General features: G+C 69.9%; 19 protein-coding genes. 6 read left to right on the plus strand and 13 right to left on the minus strand.

All coding sequences use genetic code 11. From position 1 onward, the window contains the following. Positions 1-16 precede the first annotated feature (16 nt). The 11 genes from AC3ANJ_RS15195 to AC3ANJ_RS15245 form a co-directional block, all read right to left on the minus strand. Positions 17-1,276: an endonuclease/exonuclease/phosphatase family protein gene (locus tag AC3ANJ_RS15195; RefSeq protein WP_488317006.1), complete on the minus strand. Its 1,260-nt coding sequence runs from the start codon at positions 1,274-1,276 to the stop codon at positions 17-19. A gap of 70 nt (positions 1,277-1,346) precedes the next feature. Then, positions 1,347-2,465: a sunset domain-containing protein gene (locus AC3ANJ_RS15200; RefSeq protein ID WP_488317007.1), complete on the minus strand. Its 1,119-nt coding sequence runs from the start codon at positions 2,463-2,465 to the stop codon at positions 1,347-1,349. Between the two features lie 219 nt (positions 2,466-2,684). Continuing rightward, positions 2,685-4,079 carry an MFS transporter gene (locus tag AC3ANJ_RS15205; RefSeq protein WP_488317008.1) on the minus strand — a complete coding sequence of 465 codons (1,395 nt, stop codon included), beginning with the start codon at positions 4,077-4,079 and terminating at the stop codon, positions 2,685-2,687. 180 nt (positions 4,080-4,259) lie between these two features. After that, a complete protein-coding gene (locus AC3ANJ_RS15210) occupies positions 4,260-5,030 on the minus strand; it encodes an SDR family NAD(P)-dependent oxidoreductase (RefSeq protein WP_488317009.1) in 771 nt (256 codons plus the stop codon). An 11-nt stretch (positions 5,031-5,041) separates the two neighbouring features. Next, positions 5,042-6,013, minus strand: a complete 972-nt coding sequence (locus AC3ANJ_RS15215; protein WP_488317010.1) for a 3-hydroxyacyl-CoA dehydrogenase family protein — start codon at positions 6,011-6,013, stop codon at positions 5,042-5,044. Positions 6,014-6,038: 25 nt separating this feature from the next. Further along, on the minus strand, positions 6,039-6,980 hold the full coding sequence (locus AC3ANJ_RS15220; RefSeq protein ID WP_488317011.1) for a sugar phosphate isomerase/epimerase family protein: 942 nt from the start codon (positions 6,978-6,980) through the stop codon (positions 6,039-6,041). A gap of 166 nt (positions 6,981-7,146) precedes the next feature. Continuing rightward, positions 7,147-7,860 carry a GntR family transcriptional regulator gene (locus tag AC3ANJ_RS15225; protein WP_406249116.1) on the minus strand — a complete coding sequence of 238 codons (714 nt, stop codon included), beginning with the start codon at positions 7,858-7,860 and terminating at the stop codon, positions 7,147-7,149. Positions 7,861-7,884: 24 nt separating this feature from the next. Continuing rightward, a complete protein-coding gene (locus AC3ANJ_RS15230) occupies positions 7,885-8,628 on the minus strand; it encodes a triose-phosphate isomerase family protein (protein ID WP_488317012.1) in 744 nt (247 codons plus the stop codon). Positions 8,629-8,630: 2 nt separating this feature from the next. Then, positions 8,631-9,086, minus strand: a complete 456-nt coding sequence (locus tag AC3ANJ_RS15235) for a ribose-5-phosphate isomerase (RefSeq protein WP_488317013.1) — start codon at positions 9,084-9,086, stop codon at positions 8,631-8,633. 1 nt (position 9,087) lies between these two features. Continuing rightward, positions 9,088-10,809, minus strand: a complete 1,722-nt coding sequence (locus tag AC3ANJ_RS15240; protein WP_488317014.1) for a dihydroxyacetone kinase family protein — start codon at positions 10,807-10,809, stop codon at positions 9,088-9,090. 136 nt (positions 10,810-10,945) lie between these two features. Beyond that, the gene (locus tag AC3ANJ_RS15245) at positions 10,946-11,545 is read right to left on the minus strand and encodes an NUDIX hydrolase family protein (protein ID WP_488317015.1); all 600 of its coding nucleotides are present in this window, start codon (positions 11,543-11,545) and stop codon (positions 10,946-10,948) included. A gap of 66 nt (positions 11,546-11,611) precedes the next feature. Here AC3ANJ_RS15245 and AC3ANJ_RS15250 point away from each other — a divergent pair, with 66 nt between their 5' ends. Next, positions 11,612-12,265: an alpha/beta hydrolase gene (locus AC3ANJ_RS15250; RefSeq protein ID WP_488317016.1), complete on the plus strand. Its 654-nt coding sequence runs from the start codon at positions 11,612-11,614 to the stop codon at positions 12,263-12,265. A 10-nt stretch (positions 12,266-12,275) separates the two neighbouring features. Here the strand turns inward: AC3ANJ_RS15250 and AC3ANJ_RS15255 are convergent, their stop codons facing one another. Continuing rightward, positions 12,276-12,536 (minus strand): glycine zipper domain-containing protein, encoded by a 261-nt coding sequence (locus AC3ANJ_RS15255; RefSeq protein WP_488317017.1) that lies wholly within the window; start codon positions 12,534-12,536, stop codon positions 12,276-12,278. Positions 12,537-12,808: 272 nt separating this feature from the next. On the opposite strand from AC3ANJ_RS15255, the gene AC3ANJ_RS15260 reads away from it, so the two are divergent. Next, complete coding sequence (locus AC3ANJ_RS15260; protein ID WP_488317018.1) at positions 12,809-14,413, plus strand: ABC-F family ATP-binding cassette domain-containing protein; 1,605 nt, start codon at positions 12,809-12,811, stop codon at positions 14,411-14,413. A gap of 7 nt (positions 14,414-14,420) precedes the next feature. On the opposite strand, the gene AC3ANJ_RS15265 is transcribed toward AC3ANJ_RS15260, so the two are convergent. Further along, complete coding sequence (locus AC3ANJ_RS15265; RefSeq protein ID WP_488317019.1) at positions 14,421-15,590, minus strand: PA2928 family protein; 1,170 nt, start codon at positions 15,588-15,590, stop codon at positions 14,421-14,423. Positions 15,591-15,692: 102 nt separating this feature from the next. On the opposite strand from AC3ANJ_RS15265, the gene AC3ANJ_RS15270 reads away from it, so the two are divergent. The 4 genes from AC3ANJ_RS15270 to AC3ANJ_RS15285 are packed head-to-tail and all read left to right on the plus strand — an operon-like array spanning position 15,693 to position 21,029. Next, positions 15,693-17,003: a hypothetical protein gene (locus tag AC3ANJ_RS15270; RefSeq protein WP_488317020.1), complete on the plus strand. Its 1,311-nt coding sequence runs from the start codon at positions 15,693-15,695 to the stop codon at positions 17,001-17,003. Next, positions 17,000-18,073 (plus strand): hypothetical protein, encoded by a 1,074-nt coding sequence (locus AC3ANJ_RS15275; protein WP_488317021.1) that lies wholly within the window; start codon positions 17,000-17,002, stop codon positions 18,071-18,073. The genes AC3ANJ_RS15270 and AC3ANJ_RS15275 overlap by 4 nt, the downstream gene beginning before the upstream one ends. Beyond that, positions 18,070-19,704: a hypothetical protein gene (locus AC3ANJ_RS15280; protein WP_488317022.1), complete on the plus strand. Its 1,635-nt coding sequence runs from the start codon at positions 18,070-18,072 to the stop codon at positions 19,702-19,704. The genes AC3ANJ_RS15275 and AC3ANJ_RS15280 overlap by 4 nt, the downstream gene beginning before the upstream one ends. Continuing rightward, positions 19,698-21,029, plus strand: coding sequence for a CHAT domain-containing protein (locus tag AC3ANJ_RS15285; RefSeq protein ID WP_488317023.1), 1,332 nt, complete (start codon positions 19,698-19,700; stop codon positions 21,027-21,029). Before AC3ANJ_RS15280 ends, AC3ANJ_RS15285 begins: the two co-directional genes overlap by 7 nt. Positions 21,030-21,103 lie beyond the last annotated feature (74 nt).

Consider the following 21,103-nt stretch of genomic DNA (forward strand, 5'->3'; position numbering starts at 1 on the left):
GCCCCGAGCGCCCGGATCAGCGGCCGGTCTTCGCCCCCGGCACGTCGACGTCCGACCACACCAGACGGTGATCGCTGGACGGGAACGGATAGACGCCCGTGAGCGCAGCCAGCGGATCGGCCTGCTCGGGCCAGAAGACCTCGGAGTCGACGACGCGGATCTGACGGCTGGGCAGCACGTAGTCGACCCGGATGTTCCCTGGCGGCTCCGAGAAGTCCGCGGTGTCCTGCGCGGCATCCCCGGTGTGCTCCGCGTTGATACCGGCCTGCAGGACGGATGCCTCGGTACCGCCCGCACTCGTCGGAACGGAGCGGGTGTTCACGGCCGGGTGCTCGAGCAGTTGGTCGATCGCACCCGCTGTCGAGTCGCCGTCGTTCGGGTCGGCGTTCTGGTCGCCGGCGATCACGAAGAGGTCTCCCCCGCGCAGCCCGCCTGACCGGCCGGCGTCATCGTGGATATAGTCCGCACCGGAGATGTAGTCGGCCCAGAACCGGATCTCGTCGTGGTTACGGGTGCCGTTGCGGTCCTCAGGGCCGTCGAAGGTCGGCGGGGTCGGGTGCGACACGAGGAAGTGCACGGTCTTGTTCTTCGACACCTGCACCGGGACATCCCAGTGCGACTTGCTCGACAGCGGGAAGGCGGCGAGCTCGTCCTCCGAGTAGAAGTCCGCCGGCGCGGGCGTCGACGGGTCATCCGGCAGCAGCGCACCAGGCATGTCGGCCCAGCGGAAGTTCTGGAAGGTGCGCACGGCCTCTTCATCGATCGGGAACTTCGAATACACCGCCATGCCGTACTGGCCGGGGAAGAGTCCGAAGCCCCACGCGTCGTCGCCTCCGGCCATCTGGCCGTTGTTGTTGAGGTCGAATCCGCTCGGGACGCCGGTGTTCACCGGTGCCGTGTAGTGGTAGGGGTACGTGACAGCCTCGGCACCGCCGTGCGGCACCGAGAGGTAGTTGTCCTGGAAGAGCCGCAGCGCCTCGCCCTCGGCGTCGTAGTCGAACTCGTTGATCAGCAGCACGTCAGGGTTCGCGCGCTGGATGATCTCGGCCACAGCATCCGCCTGCGCGTTGCCCGGCACCGACAGGTCGCTGACCAGCTGACCTTCGACGCCGCGGTTCAGCGAGGCATTGAAGGTGGCGAATCGCGCGTCGGTGCGGGAGCTCTTCGGATCGGATGCCGCGGGCTGGGCGGCGAGGGCCGGAGCGGCTGCGCCGCCCCCGAGGATGAGGGCGGCGGCGATGCCCACCGCTCCGAGGCGACGTCTTGTTCTGCTCATGAGGGAACGGTAGCGATGGCAGGTGACATCCGGGTGAATGATGCCCCGGTCAGAGAAGACGAGAGAACTGCTACAGCTTCGATTTGCGATAGCCCGCGGCGACGGCGGCCGCCTCGGTGCGGAAGCACTCTTCGGGACGGGTCTTCTCGTAGTAGCGTCCGGACGGCACATGATAGATGCCGGAGTCGGCGTTCCCCTTGATGGGCGCCCAAGCAGGGCAGTCCCAGTCGGATGCCGGGACAGTGCGGTTCGGGTAGTGCACCTTGCCGGTTGCCGTCGATGTCTTCGTTGCGGCGATGTATCCCGGCTTGGTGCCGGTCACCTTCACTGTGATCGACTTGCCGACGAGCGCGCTGGAGAGCGCGAGGGTCGAGGCAGTGGCCCTGGTGATGGCCGTACCGCTCGCGTACCACTGATACGTCAGCGCGGTGCCGGCTGTCCACGTCCCCGCCACGGCCGTGAGCTTGCCGCCGACAGCCGCGATGCCGGAGATCTTGGGGACTGGTGCAGTCAGGAGGCCGAACACAACCGCCGCCGCCTTCGATGTCCGTGTGGTCTTCGCGTATCCGGACTTGGCCCCGGTGACGGCCACCGAGATCGTCTTGCCTGCCGCCGAGGGCGGCAGCGTGAAGGTGGACGCTTTGCCGTTGGAGGCCGCGGCGCCGGCGATGTACCACTGATAGGTGAGCACAGTGCCGGTCGTCCACGTGCCGGCCTTGGCGGTGAGCTTCTGCCCGACCCGGAGCGTGCCGATGATCGTCGGCACCGCAGAGTTCAGCACGCGCAGGACCGCAGAAGTCGCCGCAGACGTCTTCGATGCCGTGGCGAAGCCGGATTTCGCACCGGTCACCGTAACGGAAATTCTCTTGCCCGCCAGGGACACGGTGAGCGCCAGCGTCGATGCAGTCGCATTCGCAATGGGTGCGCCGTCTGCCAGCCATTGGTACCGGAACGACGTGCCAGCGGTCCAGGTCCCCGGCGATGTTTTCAGTACCTGCCCGACTGTAGGAGTCCCGGCGATCTTCGGAGTGCCGACGACCAGTGCCGCCGCCGCGACGCCCAGTCCCATCTGAGGCGTGGAGGCCGCGGCTGGTGCGCTCGACGCCGTCGCCGGAGATGTCGACAGCAGCATCGACGAGATCAGAACAGCGCCGGCCATCACACCGGCGATCGCGCGCAACGAGCGCACGGCAACAGCATTCCCCATCGGGTCCCTTTCGGTCGGCGGACCACCGAATCGGAACGCCTTCGATATGAATACACGCAAACGGACACCGGGACCAAGTCGGATCGTCAGTGTGACCGAGGGATCCCTGCCGTGCTGCACCGCTCCTCGGCGACCGCTGTGAACGGCAAAGGCGGAACGCGCGTCCTTCGACGCGCGTCCCGCCTCCGTTCGATCCTCCGGTCAGTGCCCGGGGACTGCCTCCTCGACCAGCAGTGCGTCGGCCTTCGCGCTGAAGTAGCGCGTCGCCCACATCAGGACGGCGCCGAGGAACGCGAACACTCCGAGCGAGACGACGCCCCAGGCTCCGCTGTCCGTCGGAACCGTCTCGTTCACGCTGTTGCGCATGATCGGGGCGACGAATCCACCCAGGTTGCCGAGCGAGTTGATGAGTCCGATGCCGGTCGCAGCCGCGGCTCCGGTGAGGAACGAGGTCGGGAACGACCACGTGATGGGTCCGGTCGAGAGGAATGCCGCCACGGCGACGGTGATCGCGAGGATGCCGAGCAGACTCTGCCCGTTGGCGCCGGCCCAGGCCGAGACGAGGATCGCGATTCCGGTGATGAAGAAGAACAGCGTTCCCCAGTTGCGGCGGCGCTTGACCGACGTCGCGAACTTGCCGACGTAGTAGCAGGCGAACAGACCCACCGCCCACGGGATGGCCGAGACGAGACCGACCTGCCAGCCGACGTCCTGTCCGATGAGGCCGGCCACCTGCTGCGGGAGGTAGAAGGTCGTGCCGTACACGGCGATCTGCAGGCAGAAGTAGATGGCGGTGAAGTACCAGACCTTCCAGCTGATCAGCGCGGCGCCGATACCGCGTGGACCATCGGATTCCTTGATGCCGTCCTCGTGCTCCATCACGCTCTTCAGCGCGAACTTCTCGTCATCCGTGAGGAACTTCGCCTTCTGCGGCGAATCCACCAGGAAGAAGAACGCGGCGATACCGGCGACGACGGCCATCATGCCCTCGACGAAGAACATCACCTGCCAGCCCGCCCACGGCGTGAACTGCTCGCCGAAGCTGATGAGTCCGCCCGACAGCGGGGCGCCGACCATCTGCGAGAACGGCTGTGCCAGGTAGAACAGTGCGAACATCTGCACGCGGCGCTTGTTCGGGAACCACTGCGCCAGGAACATGATGACACCGGGGAAGAGCCCGGCCTCGGTCACACCGAGCAGGAAGCGCAGGATGATGAACATCGTCTCGCCGTTCACGAACGCGAACAGCGAGGCGACGATGCCCCAGGTGATGGCGATGCGGGCGAGCCAGAACCGCGCGCCGAACTTGTCCAGCAGCAGGTTCGAGGGGATCTCGAACAGCGCATAGCCGATGAAGAAGATACCGGCGCCGAGCGCGTAGGCACCGGCGGAGATGCCGCGATCGACCTCCATGGCGGCTTCGGCGAAGCCGACGTTCGTGCGATCCAGGAACGCGACGAAGTAGAGGATGATGAGCATCGGCATGAGGCGGAAGGTCGCCTTGCGGATGCCGCTGGCGAGATGCGGGCTGTTGAGCAGACCCTGCGCAACGGTGACGTTGGCGCGCGTCGCCTCGCCGAATTCGGATGAGGACACGATGACTCTCCTTTGAGCAGTCGGGGGTGGTGGTGGGGGACGTCTGAGGGCGCGTCAGCTTCCCAGCGCCGGGATGATCATGACGAGGCCGACGGCCACGCAGATCAGCCCGAGCACGAGGAAGGCGATGCGGCCCTTGGACCAGGAACGGGTCATGGGGGTGATCTCTTTCAGGGGTCGTCAGTGCATGTAGAGGCCGCCGTCGACGTTCAGGGTCTGACCCGTCACGAATCCGGCATCCTCACTGATCAGGTAGGCCACAGCGGCGGCGATGTCCGTCGGGGTGCCGATCCGCGGCAGCACGCCGTCGGCGGCCATCGCGGTCTTGCGCTCTTCGGAGAGCGTGCCGCCCATGATGTCCGTGTCGATCGGACCGGGAGAGATGACGTTGGCCGTCACTCCCACAGGGCCCAGCTCGCGGGCGATCGAGCGCATCAGACCGATGACGGCCGCCTTGGATGCCGAATACGGCGTCTTGGAGTACGTGCCGCCGCCGCGCTGGGCGGACACCGAGGAGATGCCCACGAGGCGGCCGACGCCGTTCTCGGCGAGCGTGCGGGCGACGCGCTGCGTGATCCAGTGCACGCCGTCGAGGTTGATCGACTCGACGCGGAACCACTCCTCCGGCGTGACATCGAGGTAGGGCACCGGCGACGAGACGCCGGCGAAATTCACCAGCGCCACGATTTGCGGCAGCTGCGCCTCAAGAGCGTCGACAGCGGCGACGGCCGCCTCGCGGTCGGCGACGTTCGCGCCGACGCCGGCGGCGCGGACGCCGTGCTTCTCGGCGACCTCGGCCGCGGTGCGGGCAGCGGCCTCTCCGTCGACGTCGATGATGCCGATGCTCCAGCCGCGCTCAGCGAGGTAGAACGCGGTCGCGCGGCCGATGCCGCGAGGGCTGGCGGCACCGGTCAGGATCGCGGTGCGCTCTGCGGGGAATTCGGTTGCCATCTTCAGGTCCTTCAGCTCTGTGCGGGGTGGATCGGGGCGGGGCCGAGTTCGTCGACGAGCTTCTTCATCGCGACGTAGGCCTTGTTGCGGTAGGCGATCAACTCGGGCGTACGGTCGGCCGGGACGTCGAGGAAGCCGGCACCCGACTTCGTGCCGAGCTTGCCCGCCTCGACGAGGTCGGCGAGCGCCTTCGGCGTGGCGAAGCGCTCGGGGAACTCGGTCTGCAGCGAGGCGTAGCAGAACGCGTAGACGTCGAGTCCCGCCATGTCGGCGATCGCGAACGGACCGAAGAACGGCAGACGGAAGCCGAACGTGGTCCGCACGATCGTGTCGATGTCCTCGGGGCTGGCTACGCCCTCCTCGACGAGCTCGGTCGCCTCGTGGAACAGCGCGTACTGCAGGCGGTTGAGGACGAAGCCGGTGGCGTCCTTGACGCGTGCGGTCTCCTTGCCGGTGGCCGCGACGATCTGCTCGACGACCGGCAGGATCTCGGCATCCGTCCCGCTGTGCGGGATGAGCTCGACGCCCGGGATGAAGGGCGCCGGGTTGGAGAAGTGCACGCCCAGGAAGCGCTCCGGGTGGGAGACGGCCTCGGCCAGCTTGCCGATGAGGATGGTCGAGGTGTTGCTGCCGATGATGGCGTCCGGTGCCGCAGCCTCAGAGATGCGGCGCAGCGTCGCGTGCTTGATCTCGATCTTCTCCGGCACAGCCTCTTCGATGAAGGAGGCGCCGGCCACGGCATCCTCGATCGTCGCAGCGGTCAGGCGTTCGGCGATGATGGCCGACGCGTCTGCGGGGAAGAGTCCGTCGGCGGCGAACTGCGCGGCCTCGGTGATGAGGCGCTCGCGGTTGCCGCGGGCGATCTCGATGTCGACGTCGGCGATGCGGACGTCGGCACCGGACAGCGCGAGCGACTGGGCGATGCCGCCACCCATGTATCCGCTGCCGATGACGGCGTAGACGGGGCGTTCCTGGTCAGTCATGTCAATCGTCTCCTGGGTGAATCGTTCAGACGGCGTCCGGAAGGAGCGTCCGCAGGTAATCGCGGTTCGTGGCGCAGACGCCGAGGCTGTCGCCGCCGTACTGCTCCATGAGGAACGGACCGCGGAACCCGACCTCGATCGCATGGGCGACCATGGCGCGGTAGTTGATGAGGCCGAGTTCCATGCTGGTGGGCACTGAAGTCGCCCAGCTGCGGTCGGCAGATTCGTCGCGGGTGTAGTTCTTGACGTGCCAGTAGTTGGCGTACGGCAGCGTCTTCTCGTGCATCTCGCGCCAGTCCTCGATCGGACGGTGCAGACGGATGAGGTTGGCGATGTCGGGGTTGAGTCCGACGTTGTCGAGTCCGATCTCCTCGATCAGGCGGACGGCGCTGTCGGCGGTGCCGAGGTAGGTGTCCTCGTACATCTCCAGCGACATCGGCAGGCCGACGGATGCCGCGTGCTCGCCGAGCTCCCGCAGTCGCTTGACCGCCAGGGCACGGGTGTCGGCGTCGTCCGGGTCGACCGGTCCCTGCGCTGTCCAGAACCACAGCGCCTTGCGCTGCGCCTCGGTGAACGGCTGGTGCAGGCCGGTGGAGAAGACCTGCATGCCGAGCTCGGCGGCCGCGTCGATCGCCCGGTGCGCATAGGCGAGGTTCTCCTCGCCCTTGCCCGGCTCGATGACGCTCTGACGCTGCACGTGCACGGAGATGAGCTGGATGCCGTGACTGTCGGCGATCGTCTTCAGCTCGTTGCGGCGCTCGTCGGTCAGCTCGGAGGGGCGGATGTGGCTGTCGGCGATCTCGACCGCGGTGAACCCGAGGCGCTCGATCTGTCCGAAGACGCCGTCCCACGTCTCGGCGGACGCGTCATGAAGGCGGGTCCCGTCGGGGGCGGTGGGGCTGAACCCGTGCATGCAGACGGCGATAGGCCAGTTCGCACTGGTGAGGGGCTGCGACGTTGCGGTCATGACGACTCCGTTGACGATCCTGTTGCCGACATCCTGTCGGTATTCATAGATCCTATAGGAAATAGTCGTGAGCGCAAGCGTCGATCTCGAGCGGACGCTGCTCGGCAGTGATCGCGGGTTCAACTCGTCGCTCGACGAGCGAGGGGTCATCGCTCGAACGAGCGCCTCACGACTGCTCGAGATCGAGCGAACGGGACCTGACCTGCTCGATGTGGCGGCGCATCAGCTCTTCCGGCGCATCCGGGTCACCGCTCCCGAACGCGTCGACGATGGCCTCGTGCTCGGCGATCGCCTCGCGCACGTCGGTCACACCGTGCTCGGCGGACTGCCGCATCCGGTGCAGCTGGGCACCCAGCGACTCGGACATCTCGGTCAGGTAGCGGTTGCCGCAGTGCGCGAACACGACCCGGTGGAACGCGGCATCGGCGGTGAAGTAGGCGGTCGTGAGTTCGACGTCCGTCGTGGCGGCGCGCATCGCCGTGATCACCTGCTCGCCGATGCGTCGGTGCGTCTCCTCGGCGACGCGCAGCTCGTCGAGCATCTCCTCGGTCGCCGGCGTCGCGAGACGCGCCGCGCGGGACTCCAGCATGATGCGCGCCTCGAAGAGCTCCTGCAGCTGGGCGAGGCCGAGAGGCGGTGCCACCCGATACCCCTTGAGCGCTTCGCGGGTCACGAGTCCGGTGCGCTCGAGCTGCACCATCGCCTCGCGCACGGGCGTCGGCGAGACGTTGAGCTGACGCGCGATCGTGTCGATCGAGAGCCGGGCCCCTGGCGCCGCCTCGCCGCTCAGCAGCAGCTGCAGGATGCGTTCGTAGACGTGATCGCGCAGGCCACGGCGCTCGATCGTGCTCTCGAGTCCGAGCAGTCCCCCGTCAGTCATCGTCTTCTCCCTCGTGAACGGCGATCACGCCGTCAGTGATCCCACTTCATCGAGAATGTCACGAACCGCGGCTGGTTCGTGCGCGAACCGGCCGAGGAACAGCCCGTCGACACTGTCCGCGATCTGCGTGAGGAGCCCAGGCCCCGCACTGCCGCCGTAGATCACCGTCGCCTCCGCACCCGATTCGGCACGCAGCGCGCTGCAGACTCCGCGGATGTGATCCGGTTCCGCGGGAGCCGGCGCGCCGATGGCCCACAGCGGCTCGTAGGCGATCACGAGCGGGCCGGCGACCCCGGCATCCGACGCGTCCGACAGCGCGGAACGGATCTGCGCGAGACAGACCTCTGCCGCAGCATCCGGCGCCATCCGGTCGACCTCGCCGACGCACAGGATCGGCGTGAGGCCGTTGCGCAGCGCCGCGTGCGTCTTGGCGGCGACGACCTCGTCGGTGTCGCCGAACATCCGTCGCCGTTCGGCGTGACCGACCTCGACGAAGCGGCAGCCGAGCTCGGCCAGCACGGCCGCCGAGACCTCGCCGGTGTACGCTCCGGCGTCTTCGGTCGCGACGTCCTGCGCGCCGACGGCGAGCGCGCCGCCGCGCTCGAGCGCCGCCGGAATCGACGGATACTGCGGGATCACGAACGCCGTCACGGCATCGCCGGCCGGATGCTCGGCGAGGATCTCGGCGACGTCCGAGACCCATGCCACCGTTCGGGCGTGCGAGAAGTACATCTTCAGGCTCGCGCCGATGAGCATCCGGTCCGCCATGATCAGCGTGCTTCGTATGCGCAGATCTCGTCGACCTTCTCAGCCGAGGCGCTCTGCGGGTCGAACGTGTAGGTCAGCCACTCGGACGCCAGGCGCCGGGCGAGCTCGATCCCGACCACGCGCTGCCCCATGCACAGCACCTGCGCGTCGTTGGAGAGCACCGAGCGCTCCACGCTGAACGAGTCGTGCGCGGTCACAGCGCGGATGCCCTGCACCTTGTTCGCCGCGATCGCGACGCCGAGCCCCGTGCCGCAGATGAGGATCGCACGATCCGCGTCACCGGCGGCCACCTTCTCGGCCGCCGTGGTCGCGATCTTCGGGTAGTTCGTGTGCCCGTCGGCATCCACGCCCACGTCGACGACGTCGGCTACGAGCGGGTTGTTCAGCAGGTCTGCCTTGATGCGCTCCTTGTACTCGAAGCCCGCATCGTCGCAGCCGATCACCAGTCGAAGTGCCATATCAATCATTCCCCTTCAGGATGTCGAGAACCGTGTGTGCGATGAGCGCGAACGAAACCGCGCCCGGGTCGGGGGTGCCGAGGCTCTTGTCGCCGTGCGACCGCGCCCGGCCGAGCTTGGCGGTCAGGTTCGCGGTTGCCTCTGCCGCCTCGGTGGCCAGCTTCGCGGCATCCGTCCACGCTGCGACGAGTTCGTCACCGGCATCCAGCCGCTCGTTCAGCCGATCAGCGAACGGGACGATCGCATCGATCATCGTCTTGTCGCCGACGGTCGCCTTGCCGAAGGACATCACGGCGTCCTTCATGCGCGCGACACCGGATCCGACGGCGTCCGCGTCGACGGCGGCGTCGTCACCGAGCGCCGTGCCGAGAGCGACGAGCATCTCGCCCCAGATCGCGCCGGAGGTGCCGCCGCCCTTGTCGGCCCAGGCGTCGCCCGCATGATGCAGGGTCGTGCGGGCACCGGCGCCTCCTGCGACGGCCTCCTCGGCCGCTGCAGCCGCGGCCTTGCTGCCGCGCTGCATGCCGATGCCGTGGTCCCCGTCTCCCGCGATCCGGTCGATGCGTCCGAGCTCTTCCGCCTCGGCATCCAGCATCGCGGCCATCGCGGTGAGCGCACGACCGACCGTCTGCGCGGCGCGCTTCGATTCGTCGGATGCCGCACCGATGACGAACTCCTCCTCTTCGGACGCGACCGTTTCGACCGCGACACGACCCTCGACCGCGCCGCGACGGAACGCGGGGGTGTCGCACGGCGCGAGCCAGAGCTCTTCGAGTTCATCGTCGAGCCAGAGCAGCGTCAGCGAGACGCCGGCCATGTCGAAGCTCGTGCAGAACTCCCCGACCTCGGGTGAGACGACCGCGATGCCGGCCTCGGCGAGCAGCCGGTCGACCTCGGCGTAGACGACGTAGAGCTCCTCGTACTTGACGCTGCCGAGGCCGTTCAGGATCGGCACGACGCGGGCGCCCTCGCGGGCGACGCCGTCGGGGATCTCCTCGAGCAGGGACTCGACGAACAGCTGGGCGAGGCCAGCGGCCGTCGGCACGTCGACCTCGTCGATGCCCGGCTCGCCGTGGATGCCGAGGCCCACCGCCATGCGGCCCTCCGGCACGGTGAACAGGGGCTCATCGGCACCGGGAAGCGTGCAGCCGCTGAACGCGACGCCGAGCGATCGGGTACGGTCGTTCGCCCCGATCGCGAGGCGTTCGACGTCATCGAGGTCGTGGCCGGCTTCGGCTGCGGCACCCGCGATCTTGAAGACGACGAGGTCGCCGGCGATTCCGCGGCGCTTCTCCCGCTCGGATACCGGCGCGCTCGAGATGTCGTCGGTCACCGTGACCGTGCGGCAGTCGACGCCTGCCGCACGCAGACGCTCCTGCGCCTGCGTGAAATGCAGCACGTCACCGGCGTAGTTGCCGTAACTGAGCAGCACGCCGCGCCCCTCGTGCGCGGCCGTGGCGACCGAGTGCACCTGATGAGCGGAGGGCGAGGCGAAGAGGTTGCCCATCACGGCGCCGTGGGCGAGGCCGGGGCCGACGAGGCCGGCGAAGGCGGGATAGTGACCGCTGCCGCCGCCGATCACGACGGAGACGGTGGGCTCAGCGCCCCGCGTCGAGCGGACCACGCCGCCGTTCGTCGGGCGAACCCACCGGGCGCTCGCGGCGACGAACCCCACGACGGAATCGGCGGCGAAGTCGTCCGGGTCGTTGAACAGGCGCGTCATTGCGATCTCCTTAGAGCAGCTGAGGAGACGGGTTCACTCCCGTCACCCTCGAATCCTATAGGAAATCGGATAGAACTGCCATGCGTGGGCATCCGTCCCGGTTTCGAATCGAACTCCGGGGTGTGGACAGCAGACGTCAGCGCAGCAGGCCCAGACTCGCCAGCGCCTGGCGGATGAGCGTGCCGCGGCCGCCCTCCATCTCGGCGGAGACTTCGTCTGAGGCGGCCTCCTCCGGGGAGAACCAGGTGACCTCGAGCGCATCCTGGCGCGGCTCGCACGTGCCGGTCACCGGCACGACGAAAGCCAGTGAGACCGCGTGCTGACGGTCATCGTGGAACGCACTCACTCCGGGGATCGGGAAGTACTCCGCGACGGCGAACGGTGCCGGCTGCGCAGGAAGCAGAGGGAACGCCATCGGGCCGAGATCGTTCTCGACGTGACGGAACAGCGCATCCCGGATGGTCTCGCCGAAGCGGACGCGCCCCGAGACGATCGTGCGGGTCATCTCGCCCAGCGGGGTCGATCGGAGGAGGATTCCGACCTCGGTGACCTGACCGACGCCGTCGGTGCGCACCGGCAGCGCCTCGACGTAGAGCATGGGCAGACGGCGGCGTGCCTCGGCGAGCTCGATCTCGCTCAGCCAGCCGGGATTCCCCGCATCCGCGGGCACCTCGCTGAACCGTGACAGATCGTCGTCGGAGTCCTCGGGGTCTGGGTCGGGCGTGCGGACGGTCATGCGTTATTTCTACCAGGCTGACCTGGGCCGCGCGCCCCTGTCGGCACCCGCTGGCAGGATGGTGGCGTGGATGACGAGCTGAGAATCGACGACACCGCGACCCGGTGGGCGCCAGGAGAGCGGGACGGCCTGCCGCTGGTCGTGCTGCTGCACGGCTACGGCTCAGACGAGCACGATCTGTTCGGGCTGGTCCCCCACCTGCCGGACGGGGTTGCGGTCGCCTCGATCGCCGCCCCGCTCACCCCGCCGTGGCCGACGCCCGGCCGTTCCTGGTATCCGATCGAGGACCTCGCCTCCCGCAGCCCTGAGCCGACGACGGCCGCCGCTCGTGCACTGCTCGCGTGGCTGGATGCCGCCTCCCCCGCCGCGCCGTCCATCGCGCTGCTCGGGTTCTCGCAGGGGGCGGCCGTGTCTCTGCAGGCGCTGCGCCTGGCTCCGGAGCGCTTCGACGCCGTCGTCGCGCTGAGCGGTTACGCGACGCCGGGCGACCTCCCGCACGATGAGGAGCTGCGCGAGCTGCGGCCTGCCGTGTTCTGGGGACGGGGCACCAACGACGACGTGATCCCGCCCGATCTGATCGCGCACACCGCCGTGTGGCTGCCGGAGCACTCCGACCTCTCGGGGCGCGTGTACCCCGGGCTCACGCACAGCGTCTCCGAGGACGAACTGCTCGACGTCCGCACGTTCCTGGACAAGTGGCTCGAGCGGATCGCCGACTGAGTCCACCGGATCAGCGAGGCTCGCCGGCGGACGACCCGTCGTCACCGGGATCCGTGTCATGACCGGCATCCGTGTCACCGGGCCTGCCGCGTCGCGTCCGACCGAATGCGACCGCGAAGGCCACGCCGATCGCGATACCGAGCGCGATGCCGAGTCCCATGTTGTCGAGCGCGGATCCCAGCGCGACACCGACGCCCATTCCGAGCGCGATGCCGATCCCCCAGGTCGCGCGCTGGCGCGCCTCGTGCGGACTCATCCCGTCATCAGCCATGTCTCCACGGTAGGCCGCGCCCTTTCCGCGGGCATCCCCCGCGCGGCGGACCCGCCGCGACACGCCCGGGTTGCGCGGATCGGCGACCGCCGGTAATCTCGTTGCGTCCTGTCCGCCGTGTTTGGAAGTCCTTTGATCTGAATCGTCGCCTCCGCGCTCCTCTTTCCGCGCGCTGACCCGACGATCCTTCACGGACACGGCATCCTCCGCCTCTTTCGGCGTCGAGCGGTACCCGGTGTCAGTGCACCCTCGCACTCGACAGGAGACACCCCATGTCAACCCCGACCCCTCATGCATCGGTCATCCTCGACCGCCTCACCTTCGCCTGGCCGGACGGCTCGATCGCGCTCGACAGCGTCTCGGGCGCGATCGGCACCGGGCGCACCGGCCTCGTCGGCCGCAACGGCTCCGGCAAGTCCACGCTGCTGCGCCTCATGGCAGGTGAACTGACGCCGACCTCCGGCTCGGTTCACGCCTCGGGAGAGGTCGCGTATCTCCCGCAGCGCCTGACGCTCGACACCGATCGCCGGGTCGCCGAACTCCTCGGCGTCGCCAGGGCGCTCGATGCCGTCCGCGCGATCGAATCCGGAGACGTCGATCCGGCGCATTTCGATGCCGTCGGAGACGATTGGGACATCGAGGCGCGTGCCTCGGCATCCCTCGCCGAGGCCGGACTCGACCCGTCGTTCCTGGACCGGAGCGTCGGCGAGCTGTCCGGCGGCGAGGCCGTGCTCGTCGCGATCGCGGGCATCCGCCTGCGTCGCGCGCCGATCACGCTGCTCGACGAACCGACCAACAACCTCGACCGCGACGCACGGGCCAAACTCGCCGACATGGTGCGGTCGTGGAAGGGGACGCTCATCGTCGTCAGTCACGACCTCGCTCTGCTCGAGCTCATGGACGATACGGCCGAGCTGTATGCCCACACCCTGAGCGTGTTCGGCGGGCCGTACTCCGAGTGGCGCGCCTGGCTGGATGCCGAACAGGATGCCGCGAAGCAGGCCGAGCGGGATGCCGCGCAGGCGCTGAAGAAGGAGAAGCGTCAGCGGATCGAAGCCGAGTCCAAACTCGCGACCCGCGCCCAGATGGGACGCAAGGCCTTCGAGGAGAAGCGCGTGCCGAAGATCATCGCGAACGGCCGCAAGATGGCGGCCCAGGTGTCGGCCGGGCGCCTGCGAACCGAGGTCGCCGCCAAGGAGGACGCCGCGCGCGCCGTGCTCGATCAGGCCGGGCGACGCGTCCGCTCGGACGACACCATGAAGATCGAGCTGCCCGATCCCGATGTCTCCCGCAGTCGCCGCATCGCCACGTTCGGCGACGACGAACGCGAATGGATCATCCAGGGCCCGGAGCGCGTGGCGCTCATCGGCCGCAACGGGGCCGGGAAGACGACCCTGCTGGAGCGGCTGGTGGCCGGCGGATCCGCCCAGGCGTCCCACCTGCGCGCCGAGGCCCACACCGACCGCATCGGCTACCTGCCGCAGCGGATCGATGGCCTCGACGAGCGGCGTTCGGTGTTCGAGAACATCGCCGCGGCCGCGCCGTCCATCCCCGAGAAGGAGCTGCGCAACCGGCTGGCGCGCTTCCTCATCCGCGGCGGGACGACCGATCGACCGGTGGGCGCGCTGTCCGGCGGCGAGCGCTTCCGCGTCGCGCTGGCGAAGCTGCTGCTGGCCGACCCCGCACCGCACCTCGTCGTGCTCGACGAGCCGACGAACAACCTCGACCTCGACACGGTCGAGCAGGTCGTGGAGGCGCTGCGGGCCTACCGCGGCGCGGTGCTCGTCGTCAGTCACGACGACGCGTTCCTCGCCCGGCTCGGGCTCGATCTCACGCTCGAGATCGATGCAGAGGGCGGGATCGTGCAGGTCGACTGAACCGGAGTCAGCCGAACAGGGCCATCCACCAGGGGAGCTGGCCGATGCGGATCTCGTCGATCGAGCCGTCATCGGCCAGCACCATCAGCCGGTTCGGGTACCAGTCCCCCTCCTCACCTGCGAAGAAGACCGTGGTGCCGTCCGGCGCGGGCAGCGCCCCGTCGAGGTCGCCTCCCACCGCCGCCGAGTCGACGATCGCACCGGTGGCGACGTCGATGCTGCTCACCATCAGGGCGTCGGAGTTCACCGATTCCCGATGCTGCACGAGCACGAAGCCCTGTCCGGCGCCCGCCGCGGCCGGCGTCTCCTGGTCGGCCGGCAGCACCGGAAGCAGCTCTGCGTCGACGAGCTCGGCAGGGGCGGTGCCGCTCTCCGCACCGATCTCGAGCGCATCGCGGCCCACCGCCGCATCCACGCTGCGGACCGAGAACATCGTGCCGTCCGGCCCGATCGCCTGCTCCACTCCCCCTGTGCGCAGCACTGTGTCATCGAACCGGGCCTCGGCGCTCAGCCCCTGCCCAGCACGGATCTGCGCCGGCGTCGCCGGCTGCGCACTGCTCGATCCCACCGGGATCTGCAGGATGTCACCGCGCGTGCTGAGCAGCACGATCGCATCGGAACCCGCATCGTACGCGTAGGCGTTCACTGCCAGTACGGCGTCCGCGCCGATGCCGTCGATGCCGTCCCCGCGCGCGACGATGTCCCCGTCGGCATCGAGGATGACGAGTCCGCCGGTCTCGGCGACATAGATGAGATCGTCCGATGCGGCGAGCACCACGACCGCTCCGCTGAGCTCCTCGTTGATGCGCTGGTCCCACAGCTGCGCGCCGTCGCTGAGCCGGTACGCGGCGAGACGCATCTGGAACATCGGCTCTCCGATGCCGGGGCGGGTGTGGTCATCGAAGGCCACCAGCGCGATCCGCTCGCCGCTCATCGTCACGACCGCCGAGGTCGGCTCCGCCTCGACGCTGCGGAAGGACGACGTGAACTGCGCGCCGCAGAAGATCGCGACGGCGATGAACTCCGGCAGGAGCAGGAGACCGAGGATGCGGAACCGGATGCGACGGCGCGCCTTCTTCGGCGTCTGCGGCGGAGCCTGGCGCTTCGTCGCCCCCTGCCCTGCCGCGAGCGGCTGCACGCTGCTGACGTTGAGCAGATATCGGTTCGAGTCGGTCATGCCGCCAGTGTGAGCGGCCGCCTGTCCTCCCGATCACGGTTTCCCGGCGCTCATGGGCTGGCGGGGACTCGCGTTCGCCGTGCCTCTATAGAGTGGAGCGTTATGAGCGCGCCACAGGGGCTCACGCCACCGGTCGCCCGCCCGACAGGGCAGGCGACCGTCCTCCGCGCGCAGGCGATCGCCGTCGCATGGCAGCTGCTCGGCGACGACGTCGCCCCTCTCAGCAACGGAACCGGACGACCGCTGGCGCGCACCGTGAAGCTCATCCTGGAGCCCCTCGTGATCCGCCCCGTGCAGAATCCGCACCTCGCCGGCGCGACCCTGACAGAGGGTGCCGCCCACGAGCTGATGGCGCGCATCACGGCAGCAGGCTCGGATCTCACCGCCACAGCCGAATGGTTCGGCGTGCTCAAGAAGGCGCGCCGCGCGCTCGGCATCACGGAGGGGAATCCGCAGGAGCGCTACTTCCAGCGCTGCTTCGAACTCGCACGCACGGAGGGACGCCCCGTCCCCGGCACTCCCGCCACGCAGGCGATCGCTGACGAGACCGCGCAGGAGATCGCCCACGCCGACGGCGAGTCCGTGCTGGCGCGTGTCCGCGCCATGCTCCTCGATGAGACGGTCGCCGCAGCCCTGGGCGCGCGACTCGTCGCAGCGTGGGCCGGGCCGATCACCACGGACGTGACACCGCTCGACGCCTCGCGCGTGAACGCGGCCCTCGACGCCTGCGGTGTGCGCGACGCGGCATCCGACTTCGACGCCCTGCGCACCGAGCGCGCCGGCACCGCGGCTGCGGCCGAGCTCGCCGAGCGAGGCGCGGCCCGGCTGCTGGGGCTCACCGAGCACGAGACGCCTCCGCTGCCGCGTCTGGGTGCCACAGCATCCAAGCGGGATCTGCCGTGGCCGTTCGACCGGTCCGTCTACGAGCGCCTGTTCGCGGCGCTGTCCGGCGGAGCGCCGGCCGACATCGGACTCGATGCCGAGGACGTCCTCGCCGACGAGATCGCCCGCTCGGCCGCACCGTGGCAACTCGCGACCGAGCACAGTCGCGTGGTCATGCTGCTCGGCTCCGAGGCGTCGCATGCGCTGGAGCCGACCGCGCTGCTCCGACCGACGAACGCCCACCGCCTGCTGCGCGATCGCTGGGACCGCGAGGCGTACGTCCGCCGGGTGCGGCGCCTCCCGGCAGGCGCGACCGGCGTGCCCGAGAACATCGAATCCGACATCCGCACCGTCCGGCAGGGGTACCTGCGCCGCCTCTGGGTGCGCCTGCACGGCCGCGAACTGCGCGGGCAGGCGACCGAAGCCGCCGAGCTGTGGGACACGCTCGACGGCATCCTGCGCTCGGTCATCATGGACCAGCGCCACCGGCTGAAGACGGCGCTCGGGCGCGATCTGGAGGGGGCGGCATGAGCCTCGGTATCCGCATCGACGGCGCACGCGCTCGCGTGGTGACCTCGGAGATCGAGGAGTCCGTGGCAGAACCGTTCGCCGTCGCGCTCATCGAGGCCCGCGGGGCTCTGCTGAGCTGGTCGATCCCACCAGGGCGGTTCCCGGATGCCGAGGTGCACGCCCCTCTGCTGGCTGCGGAGTGGCTCGCCGACCTGTACGGCGACGCCGTGGCCGAGGCCGTGCGGCAGGCGGCGACGGCAGGGCCCTCCGCCGAGGACGTCGCCCTTCCGGATGAGACGCGTCTCGCCGCCGACGCGCGCCGACTCGCCCTGCTGACCTGGGCGCGCGACTGGTGGCCGGCGGGGATCGCGGTTCCACCGCTGGATGCGTCCGTGCTCGCGGCCGAGATCGCGGTCGCCGCCCATCACATCGATCACCTGCTCGATGACGACGAGGCGACCGAGCGTTCCCTGGCCGACGCCGTCGACGCACCGAGCGCCCTCGCGGCACTGACCACGTCGTTCGCAGAGGACGCCGCAGCCCTCGCGGATGAGCTGTCAGCGCTCGCCGAAGATCACGGCGTCGAGCTGCTGCCGGTCGTCGAACGCCGCGCCGAATGGGCGCTCGCCGCCGGCGGCTCGACCGGAGCCGGCACGGCAGGAATCGAGATCGCGCACGGCGGCGCACCGGTGCGCTGGGCGGACGTTCCGGCTCAGACGGTCGCCGCGGATGCCGAGGCCCGCTGGTCTCTCCGGCATGCGGCCGGTGAGCCGACCCTGGTGGTCGAGGTCGTCGCCGTCCCCGGCGGCAGCGCCGAACTGCGAGCACGCTTCGGCCCCGAAGAGCAGGGAGTCGACGTGCCGCTCCCGTTGTCCGGCGCGGTGTTCACCGGGTCCGCTCCTGTGCCGGCATCCGCGGCACTGCTGCCGATCGAGCAGCGGACCCTCTGGGTGCGCGATGTGCGCATGGCCGCGCGCCCATCCGCCGTCGAGTCGGCGGATGCGCGGGAGGCCGCACTCCTCCATGCGTCCGCGCGCATCGTCGACCCGAGCGCCGGCCTCGCGGAGCGGGCGGCCGGGGCGCGACGGTGACAGCGGAGGCCGACCCCCGGGCGATCCGCGGGAAGAAGCCCCTGGCTCCGCAGTGGCACGACCTGCGCGACGCCCACAACGCGGCCGTCGAGCTTCTGCAGATCGGCGACGTCGACACGGCCACGCGGAACCTGCGCGACGTGCTGGAGGCGCTGGAGGGCACCGACGACCTGTCGGCGTGGGATCTGCGGGCGCGCGCTCAACTGAATCTCGCGTCGGCTCTCGAGGGCGTCGACACCGCGGCGGCGCTCGCGGTGACCGATGAGGCGATCGCCACCGCATCCGCTGTCGTGGAGCGCGACGGAGACGAGTACGGTACTCGCATCGTGCTCGCAGGCGCGCTCCTGTCCCGCGCCCAGACCCTGGCGGCCCGCGACCGGCTGGACGATGCGCTCGCGCAGATCTCCCTGGCGGAGGAGGTCCTGGACGCGCACGAGATCGAGCAGGCGGATCTGATGCGCTTCTCGGCCCACAACATCCGCACCGGTCTGCTCATCTTCCTGGGACGCCTGGAGGAGGCGGATGCCGAGGCCCGTTGCTCCTTGGCCGCGGCGCTCGTGGTCGATCCTCGGCTGGCCGTCCACGCGTACATGAACCTGGGGGCGATCGCCCAGCGCACCGGCGACGACCAGGCCGCGTGGGAGTTCATGGACCTCGCCGCGCGCCTGCAGGGCGATGACTCCGACGCGGTCGCCGCGCAGATCGCCGTCGAGAACCGCGCCAGGATCGCGATGCAGCAACGGCGGTTCGCGGAGGCGGAAGAGGGATTCCTGCGGGCGGCGGACCTGGCGAAGGCCGCCGGCCTGCGCACGCGTCTCGCCGCGAGCCGCACCGGGCTCGCGGCCGTCTACCTGGAGTCCGGGAATCCGGCGCGCGCCGCGAAGCGCCTGCGGGAACTGATCGCCGACATGGACACCACCGGCGCCGTGCACGAGAGGCGCGAGGCGTACGGATTCCTCGGCGACGCCGAGTCGAAGCGCGGCCGCTTCGCCGTCGCGGATGAGGCGTACCTGGCGGCGCGCGACCTGACGCGCTCGGCGCACGAACGCTGCCGCGTGAACCTGCGGCGCGCTGAGATGCAGGCGGAATGGGCGAGCTTCACGCCGGGCCCCCGGAAGCGCGCCGAGCGGCTGACCGCCGGACTGCACCTGGCGATCCCCGTGCTGCTGGCGACCGAGGCGCTGCGCGGTGCCTTCGCTCCTGGCCCGGTGCGCGAGCGGTGGAGCCTGCAGGTCGCCGCGCCGGCCCGCGAACTGGCATTCCGTCTGGCGGTGACGCTGGGCGACGGCGAACTGCTGTTCGCGCTCATCGAGAACGCGACGGCCTCGGCCACGCTCATGGCCGAGACGATCGAGGCCAGGGATGCCGCGGCGACCCTGACCGTGGTGGAGCCTGTTCCGCCGGTGCGCGAAGCGGCGACGACGGATGCCTTCGCAGATGATCTGCTGCCGGCCGCGGCATCCGGATTCGTCGGAGATCCGAGTGCGGCCACGGCCGGCCTGCGCTTCGCTCCCCCGCCTCGGGTCGTCGCGATCCCCGGGCAGGCGCCGGTGCTGGATGCTTTCATCCGGGTGGCCGAGGAGGAGTACGGCGTGACCGTCCGGTCGGAGCGGGTGGTGGCATCGTGGTGAAGAACTGGCGTGAACTCGCGCACCTCGGTCCGGCGCGCAGGGCGATGGCCGCCGACGGCGACCGGGTGCTCGTCGACCTCCCCGCGGACCGGCAGCCCGTGGCGCGGTTGCGCTACGTCGACGGCGACGACCTCTTCGTCAACTGGATCTGGGACCACCAGCCGGACTCGCCGCGCATGACCGTCATCGAGCGCCGCCTCGTCGCCCCCGCGCTGTCCGCCCTCTCGGAGGCCCTGCCCACCCCTGTGCCGGGATCCGGCGAGAGCGGAGACCAGGCGCTGACCCGCGCGCTGACGCATGGCGTGCTGCTGGATCTCGAGCGGGAGCAGCGCCTCGCAGAGACCCTGACCGCTGCGCTCATCCCTCTGTGGCTGGGACTGGAGCTGAACGCGCTCGAGGTGGCCGGCGTGCGTCCGCATGTGCGCGTGCAGCTTTCGCCGTCGACGGCGCAGCTGCCCTGGGAGCTGCTCAGCACATCCGACGGCGAGCGCGGCATCGACATGGTCGACGTGTCGCTGCTCCTGCCGGCGACGCTGCGCAACGACCCGACGAGGGAGTTGTCGCCCTGGGTGCCGGGTTCACCGGTCGCCCACGTGCTCGATCCCGTCGTGCCGGGCTTCACCGATGCGGGCGAACTGGGGAGCGTGCTCGGACCCGTCGCGCCCGGATCACCACTTGCGCGCATGGCGGAGGAGCTCGGCGCGCGGCGCCGGCCGTCCGGCCCGGCGTTCCGGCGCACTGACATCGACCGGGTCGCGCTGGCATCCGCAGCGTCGGATGCCGGTCGGCTGCTGTACGTCGGCCACGTGACGGCGTCGACGCACGCGCTGGATGCTCGGATGCACCTGTCCGACGGCGCCGATGCGCCGGGGCTCGCCGCGCTGATCGGTGCGCATCGGCCCTACACCGCGGCCGACATCGCGCTCGGCGCGCCCGGCCTCGAGCCGTTGTGCGCACCGAACCGGGTCGCGCTGATCGCCTGCGACTCCGGTGCCGATGCGCGCTACGCGGAGCCCACGGGGCTGATGGCCGCGTTCGTGCACCGCGGAGCCGAGTACGTCACCGCGACCCGATGGACGCTGCCGACCGAGGCCGGCCTCGATCGGTACTCCCCCGCCCTGGCCGGCCGCGCCGAAGGGATGCTGGGCGACGCGATCGTGGCGGTCGACGCCGCGCACGAGGCATCCGATCCGGTCGCCGCGCTGGGCGCCTGGCAGCGCGAGCAGCGCCGCCGCTGGACGTCGACGGGTGATGCGCGGTATTCGCCGATCATCTGGGGAACGCTGACGACGGCGTGGGCTCCGGCACCGACGGTGCTCGGCTGACAGCGGGCCGATGCGGGCTCACAGCTGCTGCAGGCGGCGCTGCGGCCCCTCGAGCCGCGCGATCGCCCCCCCTG

The sequence above is a fragment of the Microbacterium sp. STRO-1N genome, from assembly GCF_057748015.1.

Bases quoted from the DNA above. Each gene is read 5' to 3' on its own strand.
- AC3ANJ_RS15195 (WP_488317006.1), bottom strand. From the start codon at position 1,276: ATGAGCAGAACAAGACGTCGCCTCGGAGCGGTGGGCATCGCCGCCGCC.
- AC3ANJ_RS15210 (WP_488317009.1), bottom strand. From the start codon at position 5,030: ATGGCAACCGAATTCCCCGCAGAGCGCACCGCGATCCTGACCGGTGCC.
- AC3ANJ_RS15215 (WP_488317010.1), bottom strand. From the start codon at position 6,013: ATGACTGACCAGGAACGCCCCGTCTACGCCGTCATCGGCAGCGGATAC.
- AC3ANJ_RS15220 (WP_488317011.1), bottom strand. From the start codon at position 6,980: ATGACCGCAACGTCGCAGCCCCTCACCAGTGCGAACTGGCCTATCGCC.
- AC3ANJ_RS15225 (WP_406249116.1), bottom strand. From the start codon at position 7,860: ATGACTGACGGGGGACTGCTCGGACTCGAGAGCACGATCGAGCGCCGT.
- AC3ANJ_RS15230 (WP_488317012.1), bottom strand. From the start codon at position 8,628: ATGGCGGACCGGATGCTCATCGGCGCGAGCCTGAAGATGTACTTCTCG.
- AC3ANJ_RS15235 (WP_488317013.1), bottom strand. From the start codon at position 9,086: ATGGCACTTCGACTGGTGATCGGCTGCGACGATGCGGGCTTCGAGTAC.
- AC3ANJ_RS15240 (WP_488317014.1), bottom strand. From the start codon at position 10,809: ATGACGCGCCTGTTCAACGACCCGGACGACTTCGCCGCCGATTCCGTC.
- AC3ANJ_RS15245 (WP_488317015.1), bottom strand. From the start codon at position 11,545: ATGACCGTCCGCACGCCCGACCCAGACCCCGAGGACTCCGACGACGAT.
- AC3ANJ_RS15255 (WP_488317017.1), bottom strand. From the start codon at position 12,536: ATGGCTGATGACGGGATGAGTCCGCACGAGGCGCGCCAGCGCGCGACC.
- AC3ANJ_RS15260 (WP_488317018.1), top strand. From the start codon at position 12,809: ATGTCAACCCCGACCCCTCATGCATCGGTCATCCTCGACCGCCTCACC.
- AC3ANJ_RS15265 (WP_488317019.1), bottom strand. From the start codon at position 15,590: ATGACCGACTCGAACCGATATCTGCTCAACGTCAGCAGCGTGCAGCCG.
- AC3ANJ_RS15270 (WP_488317020.1), top strand. From the start codon at position 15,693: ATGAGCGCGCCACAGGGGCTCACGCCACCGGTCGCCCGCCCGACAGGG.
- AC3ANJ_RS15275 (WP_488317021.1), top strand. From the start codon at position 17,000: ATGAGCCTCGGTATCCGCATCGACGGCGCACGCGCTCGCGTGGTGACC.